This is a genomic window from Sphingopyxis sp. SCN 67-31, from assembly GCF_001725095.1.
Map to the genome: position 1 here is coordinate 1 of NZ_MEFH01000114.1, position 9,787 is coordinate 9,787.

7 protein-coding genes are annotated in these 9,787 nt (G+C 66.7%); 4 read left to right on the forward strand and 3 right to left on the reverse strand.

Translation table 11 applies throughout. The features are described from left to right. The 4 genes from ABS88_RS20245 to hutU form a co-directional block, all read left to right on the forward strand. Positions 1-492, forward strand: a 492-nt coding sequence (locus ABS88_RS20245) for an amidohydrolase family protein (RefSeq protein WP_286750420.1), incomplete at its 5' end; no start/stop codon positions are given. Next, the gene (gene hutH, locus ABS88_RS20250) at positions 471-2,018 is read left to right on the forward strand and encodes a histidine ammonia-lyase (protein WP_502686175.1); all 1,548 of its coding nucleotides are present in this window, start codon (positions 471-473) and stop codon (positions 2,016-2,018) included. The genes ABS88_RS20245 and hutH, both read left to right, overlap by 22 nt. Further along, on the forward strand, positions 2,018-2,821 hold the full coding sequence (gene hutG / locus ABS88_RS20255) for an N-formylglutamate deformylase (protein WP_286750422.1): 804 nt from the start codon (positions 2,018-2,020) through the stop codon (positions 2,819-2,821). The genes hutH and hutG overlap by 1 nt, the downstream gene beginning before the upstream one ends. Next, on the forward strand, positions 2,818-4,482 hold the full coding sequence (hutU, locus tag ABS88_RS20260; protein ID WP_286750423.1) for a urocanate hydratase: 1,665 nt from the start codon (positions 2,818-2,820) through the stop codon (positions 4,480-4,482). The genes hutG and hutU overlap by 4 nt, the downstream gene beginning before the upstream one ends. Here hutU and ABS88_RS20265 read toward each other — a convergent pair. From ABS88_RS20265 to pgmB, 3 genes are all read right to left on the reverse strand, one after another. Beyond that, the gene (locus ABS88_RS20265) at positions 4,479-5,726 is read right to left on the reverse strand and encodes an MFS transporter (RefSeq protein WP_286750424.1); all 1,248 of its coding nucleotides are present in this window, start codon (positions 5,724-5,726) and stop codon (positions 4,479-4,481) included. The two genes, hutU and ABS88_RS20265, sit on opposite strands and share 4 nt — an antisense overlap. A gap of 65 nt (positions 5,727-5,791) precedes the next feature. After that, the gene (locus ABS88_RS20270; protein WP_286750425.1) at positions 5,792-8,161 is read right to left on the reverse strand and encodes a TonB-dependent siderophore receptor; all 2,370 of its coding nucleotides are present in this window, start codon (positions 8,159-8,161) and stop codon (positions 5,792-5,794) included. 14 nt (positions 8,162-8,175) lie between these two features. After that, the coding region (gene pgmB / locus ABS88_RS20275; protein ID WP_286750426.1) for a beta-phosphoglucomutase at positions 8,176-9,787 on the reverse strand (1,612 nt) is incomplete at its 5' end.

Here is a 9,787-nt window from a genome sequence, read left to right on the forward strand (position 1 = left end):
GCCGAGCAGCTTTCCAACCAGCATGGCGCGGCGCTCGCCGCGCGGCATGGCGCGCTGTCGGCCGATCATCTCGAATATCTCGACGAACCGGGAATTGCCGCGATGCGCGATGCGGGGACGGTCGCGATGCTGCTGCCCGGCGCCTTTTACTTCCTTCGCGAAACGAAGCTGCCGCCCGTGGCGGCGCTGCGCGCGGCGGGCGTGCCGATCGCCCTCGCAACCGATTGCAATCCCGGCACCTCGCCGCTCACCTCGCTGCTGCTGACGATGAACATGGGCGCGGTGCTGTTCGGGCTCACCACCGACGAATGCCTGCTCGGCGTCACGCGCCATGCGGCGCAGGCGCTCGGCCTGTCGGACAGCATCGGCACGATCGAGGCGGGCAAGCGCTGCGACCTTGCGATCTGGGATATCGAACGGCCGTCCGATCTGGTCGGCCGCATGGGCCTCAACCCGCTGCACCAGCGGATATGGATGGGACAGACGACGTGACGCAGATTGTCATCACGCCGGGCGGCATGACGCTGGCCGACTGGCGGGCCATTTACGAAGGCGCGGCGGCGCGGCTCACTGCGCCGGCCTGGGACGCGATCGACGCCAGCGCCGCGGCGGTCGCGCGCATCGTCGCGCGCGGCGCCCCGGTCTATGGCATCAACACCGGCTTCGGAAAGCTGGCGAGCGTCCGGATCGCCGACGACGAGCTGTCGATCCTGCAGCGCAACATCGTGCTCAGCCACGCCGCCGGCACCGGCCTCGCTTCACCCACGCCCGTCATCCGCCTGATGATGGCGCTCAAGCTCGCCAGCTTCGGCGTCGGCGCCTCGGGGGTACGGCGCGAAACGGTCGGACTGCTCGAAGCGATGCTGGCCAAGGGTCTGACCCCCGTCGTCCCGTCGCAGGGTTCGGTCGGCGCAAGCGGCGACCTCGCCCCGCTGTCGCATATGGCGGCCGCGATGATCGGCGTCGGCGCGATAGAGGTCGGCGGCAAGATATTGCCCGCGGCCGAGGCCCTTGCCGCCGCCGATCTGGCACCGCTCGAGCTCGGCCCCAAAGAGGGCCTCGCGCTGCTCAACGGCACGCAATTTTCGACCGCGAACGCCCTCGCCGGGCTGTTCCGCGCCGAAACGCTGTTCCAGTCGGCGCTGATCACCGGCGCGCTTTCGACCGAAGCCGCCAAAGGCTCCGACGCGCCGTTCGACGCGCGCATCCATGCGCTGCGCGGTCATGCGGGGCAGCGCGAGGTCGGCGATGCGCTGCGCGGCCTGATGGCGGGTTCGGCGATCCGCGCCTCGCACGCCGAAGACGATCCGCGCGTGCAGGACCCCTATTGCCTCCGCTGTCAGCCGCAGGTGATGGGTGCGGCGCTCGATCTGCTGCGGCAGGCCGGCACGACGCTGCGCATCGAGGCCAATGGCGTTTCGGACAATCCGCTGATCTTCGCCGATAGCGACGAGGCGCTGTCCGGCGGCAATTTCCACGCCGAGCCCGTCGCCTTCGCCGCCGACATGATCGCGCTGGCGCTGTGCGAGATCGGGTCGATCGCCGAACGGCGCATCGCGATGCTCGTCGATCCCGCGCTGTCGGGCCTGCCTGCCTTCCTCACCCCGCGGCCCGGCCTCAATTCGGGCTTCATGATCCCGCAGGTCACCGCCGCCGCGCTGGTCAGCGAGAACAAGCAGCGCGCCTATCCCGCCAGCGTCGATTCGATCCCGACCTCTGCCAATCAGGAGGATCATGTCTCGATGGCGGCGCATGGCGCGCGGCGCCTGCTCGACATGGCCGACAATGTCAGCGCGGTGATCGGCATCGAATTGCTCGCGGCCTGTCAGGGCATCGACTTCCACGCCCCGCTGACATCGAGCGCCGCGCTCGAGGCGGCGCGCGGGCATCTGCGCGCGGTCGTCCCCACGCTCGGCGACGACCGGCATTTCCATCCCGATATGGAAGCCGCGACCGCGCTGATCCGCACCGGCAGCCTTGCAACCGCGGTGGCCGCGGAGCTTCCCGGGATCGGCTGATGGACTGGCTGCGCATCCACCGCGGCGACGCCCCGCTGATCGTCGCCTTCCCGCACGGCGGCACCGATCTTGCGGGCCTCGATGATCAGTTCGTCTCGCCATGGCGCGCGCAGTTCGATACCGACTGGTGGATCGCCGATCTTTACGCCTTCGCGCGCGATCTGGGCGCGACGACGATCGCGACCGCGATCTCGCGCAGCGTGATCGACATGAACCGCGATCCGTCGGGCGCCTCGCTCTATCCGGGGCAAGCGACGACCGAGCTCTGCCCGACGACGACCTTCGACGGCGACCCGCTCTATCGCTTCGGCGCGCCCGACGAGACCGAAGTCGTCCGCCGGCTGGGCCTCTATCACCGCCCCTATCACGATGCGATCGCGGCAGAGATCGAGCGACTGAAGGCGCAGCATCGCAAGGTCATTCTTTACGACGCCCATTCGATCCGCAGCCATGTGCCGCGCCTGTTCGACGGCGAATTGCCGCAATTCAACATCGGCACCAACGGCGGCGCGACTTGTGCGCCCGAACTGGAAACCGTGGTTGCAAGCATCTGCGCCGCGAGCGGCCACAGCCATGTCGTCAATGGCCGCTTCAAGGGCGGCTGGACAACGCGCCATTACGGCCACCCCGACGCGGGCATCCACGCGATCCAGATGGAGCTCGCCCAGCGCGGCTATATGGTCGAACCGGCGTCTTTCGACCCCGGCAACTGGCCAAGCCCGCTCGACTCCGATCCCGCGATCCTGCCGACGCTGCAGCAAGTGATCGCCGCGACCCTCGATTTTGCGAAAGGATATCCATGACCCGCCTCGACAACAGCCGCGTCATCAAGGCGCCGACCGGCGACCGGCTCAACGCCAAGAGCTGGCTGACCGAAGCGCCGCTCCGTATGCTGATGAACAATCTTCATCCCGACGTTGCCGAACGCCCCGAGGAATTGGTCGTCTATGGCGGCATCGGCCGCGCCGCGCGCGACTGGGAAAGCTATGACCGTATCGTCGAGACGCTCAAGCGCCTCGAAGACGACGAGACGCTGCTTGTCCAGTCGGGCAAGCCGGTCGGGGTCTTTCGCACCCACCCCGACGCGCCGCGCGTGCTGATCGCGAACAGCAACCTCGTCCCGCATTGGGCGAATTGGGAGCATTTCGGCGAACTCGATAAGCGCGGGCTCGCCATGTACGGGCAGATGACCGCGGGATCGTGGATCTATATCGGTACACAGGGCATCGTGCAGGGGACGTACGAAACCTTCGTCGAAATGGGGCGCCAGCATTATGGCGGCGACCTCGCGGGCAAATGGCTGCTCACCGCCGGGCTTGGCGGTATGGGCGGTGCACAGCCGCTCGCGGCAGTGATGGCGGGCGCATCGTGCCTCGCGATCGAGTGCCAGCCGAGCCGGATCGAAATGCGACTGCGCACCGGCTATCTCGACGTCGCGGCGCAGACGATCGAGGAAGCGATGGCGATCATCGAAAAGAGCTGCGCCGACAAAAAGCCGGTGTCGGTCGGCCTGCTCGGCAACGCCGCCGAAATCCTGCCCGACCTGTTCGCCCGCGGCATCCGTCCCGATCTTCTGACCGACCAGACGAGCGCGCACGACCCGGTGAACGGCTATCTCCCCATTGGCTGGAGCGTCGCCGAATGGATGGAGAAGCGCGAAAGCGACCCGCAGGCTGTCGCGAAGGCGGCCAAGGCGTCGATGGCGGTGCATGTCCGCGCGATGCTCGATTTTCAGGCCGCGGGCGTGCCGACGACCGATTATGGCAACAATATCCGGCAGGTCGCGAAGGACGAGGGCGTCGAAAATGCCTTCGATTTCCCCGGCTTCGTTCCCGCTTACATCCGCCCGCTCTTCTGCCGCGGCATCGGTCCGTTCCGCTGGGCGGCGCTGTCGGGCGATCCCGAGGACATCTACAAGACCGATGCCAAGGTGAAGGAACTGCTGCCCGACGACGCGCATCTGCACAACTGGCTCGACATGGCGCGTGAGAAGATTCACTTCCAGGGCCTGCCCGCGCGCATCTGCTGGGTCGGGCTCGGCGATCGTCACCGGCTTGGGCTCGCGTTCAACGAGATGGTCGCGTCGGGCGAACTCAAGGCACCCGTGGTCATCGGCCGCGACCATCTCGACTCGGGATCGGTCGCCTCGCCCAATCGCGAAACCGAAGCGATGCGCGACGGGTCGGACGCGGTGAGCGACTGGCCGCTGCTCAACGCGCTCCTCAACACCGCGAGCGGCGCGACCTGGGTGTCGCTGCACCACGGCGGCGGCGTCGGCATGGGCTTTTCGCAGCACAGCGGCATGGTGATCGTCGCCGACGGCACCCCCGAAGCGGCCAGGCGGCTCGAACGCGTGCTGTGGAACGACCCCGGCACCGGCGTCATGCGCCACGCCGACGCGGGCTATGACATCGCGATCGACTGCGCGCGCGAAAAGGGACTCGACCTGCCCTCGCTCGGTTAGGCGGGCTGCGCTGTTGCCGTTTCGCCGGCACGGATGCGGCGGCGGAGCAGGAACAGGCCGGCGGCGAGCAGGGCCGTCGGCACCAGCATTAGCGTGAAGGCGGTGCGCCCGTCGAGATGCGCGAACAGCGCGCCGGTAATCAGCGACCCCGTCGTGCCGCCTAGCGCCGAAAAGACGACGACCAGCCCCATCAGCGACGGGTGGTGCCGGTTCGGCATCGCGCTCAGCATCACCGAAATGATCGTCGGATAAATGGGCGCGAGCGCGAAGCCGATCATCGGGAAGAGGAAGGCCGCGATCGGCGCGTCGCGCCACGTTTCGATCGGCACCGCACGCAGGCCGTCGGCGAGCGGCAGCACGAGGATGATCAGCGCCGCGAGCACGGCCAGGCAGACATTCAGGACCGGATACCAGTCGAAGCGCGCCATCACCGCGCCGGCGCCGAAACGGCCGAGCGCGATGCACGCCGCGAACAGGCTCGCCGCCTGGACGCTCATCTGCGCGGGCAGGTGCAGCACCTCGTTGTTGAAGGTCGGCAGCCAGGTGCCGATCCCCTGCTCGATCAGGACAAAGACAAAGGCGCAGACGATGAAGACGAGCACCAGCGGCAGCGCCGCGAGCCGCAGCATCGCGACGAGCGGCGGCCCCTGTTCGTCGGCGGCCTCCTCCCCCGCATGGGTGCGGCGCTCGTCGAGCGATGCGGACAGGATGAAGGCGAGCGCCAGCGCCGGGATCACCGCCAGCACCCAATAGGCGTTGAGCCAGCGCAGGCCCGTCGGGTCGATGAAGGCGCTGAATACCCAATAGGACGACAGCACGCCGACCATGAACATGCCTTCGATCAGGCTGGTCAGGCTGGCGTGGTGCCGCGCGTCGTCGGTGACGAGGCCGATCATCGAATAGACGACGACTTTGGCGACCGCGAAGGCCGCGCCGACCATCGCGAAATGCAATTGCGCCGCGCCGAAACTTCCCGCGAGCGGCATGACCGTACACGCCGCGATCGCGAGCAGCAGCGCCCCGATCAGCGCGTTACGCAGGCCGATGCGCGGCAGATAGCTCGCGGTCAGGAAAGAGACGATCGCAATCGTGATATCCTTGAAACCTTCGAGCGTGCTCGCCTCGGGCTTCGTGACATGAAAGCTGGAAATCGACTGCAGGATCACCGTCCCGACGCTGTTGAGCAGCATCGCGAAGGCGACATAGGTCAGAATCATTGCGGCAATCAAACGCGTGCGGGCCATGCCAAGTCCTTTGCCGCAAAGAGGGGTGGTCGCGAAGAGGCCGCGACCACCCAGGGAGGGATGACCTAGAATTTATAGGCGGCGCTGAAGCGGAACGACCGGCCCAGGATCGGACGGGCGTTCAGCACTTCAGCCGTATTCTGGCCCAGCGTGCGTGGATCGCCTTCGGTCAGACCGATCTCGTTGGTCAGATTGTCGGCGGTGACCGCAAAGCTGAGCGCACGGTTGACGTCGACCGTCACGCCGGCATCGATCTTGAAATAATGCGGCAGCGACTGGGTGTTGCCGGTATCCGAGAAGCGATCGCCGATATAGGTGAAGGTCGAATAGACGCCGACCTTGCCGTCGTTGCCGAACGGCAGTTCATAGGCCGGGGTCACGCGCCATTGCCACTTCGGCTGCCGCTGGACGCGGTTGCCGCTGAGGTCGGTCGCACCGTTGTTGGTGAAGAAGTCCCGATATTTGGCGTTGAGCCACGTGCCCGAGAAGGCGAGCGTGAAATTGTCGACCGGCCGAAGCTGTCCTTCCAGCTCGACACCCGTGCTGCGCGCGCCGCCGATCGACGCCTGCGGAGCTCCATTCTGGATGACGGTGGTGACAAGGCCTTCGAACTTGGTGTGGAACAAGGTGGCATAGAGCGACAGCATGTCGGTCCGCACCTTCACCCCGCCTTCGAAATTGTCGACGCGCGGCGAGACGCGGATGCCGTCGCGCAGATTGTCGAAGAAGGGATTGGTGTTGCCACGATTGTAACGGACATAGGCGCCGACCGACGACGAGAAGTCGTAGTTCAGGCCCGCCGTCCACGACCAGGCGCCCTTGCTGTACGAAATATTGCGGAAGGTGCCGTCGAGCACCGCGACATTCTGGTCGTAAAGCGTGTTCGCGTCGCCATCGGCGTCGGCCACCGTCGCATTGTTTTCCAGCGTGCCGGTTGCCTTGTAATGCTGATAGCGCAGGCCCGCGTCGAAGCGCAGTTCGGGCGTGATCTGGAACTCGTCGACCGCATAAAAGGCATATTCGCGGCCGTCATAGGCGGCGTTGACGTTGAAGAAGCTGCCCTGCGTGAAGCCGCGATCGGTGACCACCTGGCCGTTGGCGAGCGTCAGGTTGAGCAGACGCGCATTGTTTTCGGCGGTCAGCAACTGGATGTTGCCGAGGTTCCACTGGTCCTTCGACGAAAAGTCGGAGAAATAGGCGCCCAGCGTGAACTTGTTGTTGCCGCTGTCCCATTCGACGTTGAGGTCGTTGGTGAAATCCTCGATCTGCTTGCGCACGATCCAGGTGCCGGCGCGGATCACCTGCTGGCTGCCCGCGTTGGCGACCGCATCGCCGCCATTGACATAGGTCAGGCTGCCGATCGTGCTGCCGAGGCTCGCCGCATAGTCGGCGGCCGACATCGCGGTGCTCGCCGGAACCAGCCCGGTCGTATCGGCATCGCCCTTCAGATAGCTCGCGCGATACCGCAGCTGGAGCCCGTCGCCGATCTCGTAATCGAAATTGGTGCCAAGGTTGATCAGCTTGGCGCCGCGACCGTCGCCAAGGTCGGCGCGCGTGCCGTCGGGAAGCACCGACAGGCGCGTTTCGGGGCCGGCGATCACGCCGGTGCCGGGGTCGATATTGCCGAACTGGCGCACCTTGTCGCCGTCGCGGATCACCGGGATCGGCAGCAGCCACTGGCCATGATCGTTGAGATAGCGGGCGAAGACGAGGATCGAACCCTTGTCGAGGTCATGGCGGATATTGGCGGTGATCTGCCCGCCCTTTTCGGCGGTGAAGCCCGGATTGCGGATGCCGTGGCCGCTCGAATAATAGCCGCCGACCATGAAGGTCGTGTTGTCGCCGAGCGGACCCGACAGGCGCAGGTCGCCGCGCACGTCGCCGAAATCGGTGACGCTGGCCTTCACCAGCCCTTCGAATTCGGGGCCGCCCTCTTTCTGGACGAAGTTGACGGTCAGGCCGGGCTGGCCGTTGGCGAACAGCGCGCCGGTGCCGCCGCGCACCGCCTCGACCCGCGCGATCGTTTCGTCGATGCGGATAAGCTGCGTGTTTTCGAGGAACGACAGCGTCGGCGGCGAGAAGAAGGGCACGCCTTGCGTCGTCAGCGTGACGAATTCGGCGTCGCCGCCCGACGGATAGCCGCGCACGAAGATGTTGGCGCCGTTCTGGCCGCCCGAGCTTTCGGCCATGACGCCCGGCACGACCTTCAGCAGGTCGGCGGTGCTGTTCGGCGCGGCCTGTTCGATGGCATCGGCCGAAATGCTGGTGATCGCAAAGGCCGCGGCCTGGCGGCTGACCCCGCCGCCGGCGGTGCCGGTGACGACGATTTCATTGCCTGCCGCATCGTCGGCGGGCTGAGGCGCTTCCTGGGCATGGGCCACCGCCGGCAGCGCGATGAGCGCGATCGACGAGAGCAGATAGGTCCGTTTCAACATGGCTGTTCCTCCACTTATCCTGTTTTCTTTGAAAGGTTGCCCGCGCTCGCCGCTTCCCGTTCTGCTGACAGGATCTGGTCGACCGAAAGCGCCCCGATGGCGGGGACATGCACGTCGGCGTCGGGCAGCGCCTCTTCAGACCCGATGCCAATCGCCACCATGCCCGCCGCATGGATGGCTGAAATTCCGGCCTGCGCATCTTCGATACCGATGCAGCGTTCCGGGGGGAGGCCCATGCCGTCGGCACAGGCCAGGAATATGTCGGGCGCCGGCTTGTTCGCCGCGATCGCGCCCGCGTCGGCGATGAAATCGAACTGGTCGGCGATGCCGAGCAACCGAACGACGTCGCCGGCATTGCGGCTCGCCGAGGCGAGGCCGATCTTGATGCCCGCCCCGCGCAGCGCCGCGAAAAGCGCGCGCACGCCGTCGAACAGATTGGCGGGCGAATAAGCGGCCAGCCGCGCGCGGTAGAGCGCATTCTTCTCTGCAAGCATCGCCTCGAAGCGCGCGTCGTCGACCGACGCGCCCGCGCCGTCCAGGATAAGGCGCAGCGATCCCGCGCGATCGACGCCCTTCAGCCGGTCGTTGGCGGCGCGGTCGAAGGCATAGCCATATTGGTCGGCGAGTGCCTGCCACGCATGATAATGATCCTCGGCCGTGTCGGTCAGCACGCCGTCGAGGTCGAAGATCACGCCCTGCACCGCCGGGCGCGCCATCCGGACCGCCGCGTCGGCAAGACGAACCGGGCGGCCGTGATCGACAATATCGACCGGGGCGCCCGACAGGCGGCGATAGGTCGCGCCTTCGGCATCGACCGCAACCTCGATCACGCTGCCGCGCCACAGCAGGCGGAAATGATAGTGTGTCCAGCCGGCCGGGATGCGCGGCGCGAAGGCGGGGCTATCGCCGCCGAGCCGCAGACCGCCCCAGCCGTGCGCAAGCACCAGCCAGCTTCCCGCCAGCGCCGCCATGTGCAGGCCGTGCGAGGTGTTGCCGTGGCGATTTTCCAGATCGACGAAGGCGGCCTCGCGATGGAAATCGAGCGCCTCCCCATCCTCGCCGAGCCGCGCCGCCACGATCGCGAAGGCCACCGACGACAGCGTCGAGTCATGCGCGGTGACGCGGCTGTAATAGTCGAAATTGCGCCGCTGCAGCGCGAGCGGCAACGACACGAGATCCATCGCCATCGCCTGCAGCACATTGCCCTGCTTGGCGATCTGGTGCCGGAACAGGATCATCGGGTGATAGCGCATCAGCAGCGGCCCGCGCTCGTCGAGCGGTGCCAGATCAGCCAGCTTCGGCCGTCCCAGAAAGGCGTCGTCCTGCGGGCTTACCCCGGCCTCTGCATCGACCGGCAACCACATCGCCTCGGCGGCGCGGCGCCACATCGCGACTTCTTCGGCGTCGAGGCCGATGGCCTGCGCCAACGCCGCGAAGGCTGCGGGATCAGTGTGCGCCAGCCAGTCGGCGGTGTCGGCAGCATAGGCAAGGTGCCGCGCCGCGATCGCGTTGGTGTAATAATCATTGTCGACCAGCGCCGAATATTCGTCGGGCCCGGTCACGCCATAGATGCAGAAGGCGCCGCCGCGGCGCGGGTCGAAGGCGCCGATCTCGGGCCAGATCCGC

What these genes read in the sequence shown, in the direction of transcription:
- hutH (WP_502686175.1), top strand. Translation starts at nt 471, where the DNA reads ATGGATGGGACAGACGACGTGACGCAGATTGTCATCACGCCGGGCGGC.
- hutG (WP_286750422.1), top strand. Translation starts at nt 2,018, where the DNA reads ATGGACTGGCTGCGCATCCACCGCGGCGACGCCCCGCTGATCGTCGCC.
- hutU (WP_286750423.1), top strand. Translation starts at nt 2,818, where the DNA reads ATGACCCGCCTCGACAACAGCCGCGTCATCAAGGCGCCGACCGGCGAC.
- ABS88_RS20265 (WP_286750424.1), bottom strand. Translation starts at nt 5,726, where the DNA reads ATGGCCCGCACGCGTTTGATTGCCGCAATGATTCTGACCTATGTCGCC.
- ABS88_RS20270 (WP_286750425.1), bottom strand. Translation starts at nt 8,161, where the DNA reads ATGTTGAAACGGACCTATCTGCTCTCGTCGATCGCGCTCATCGCGCTG.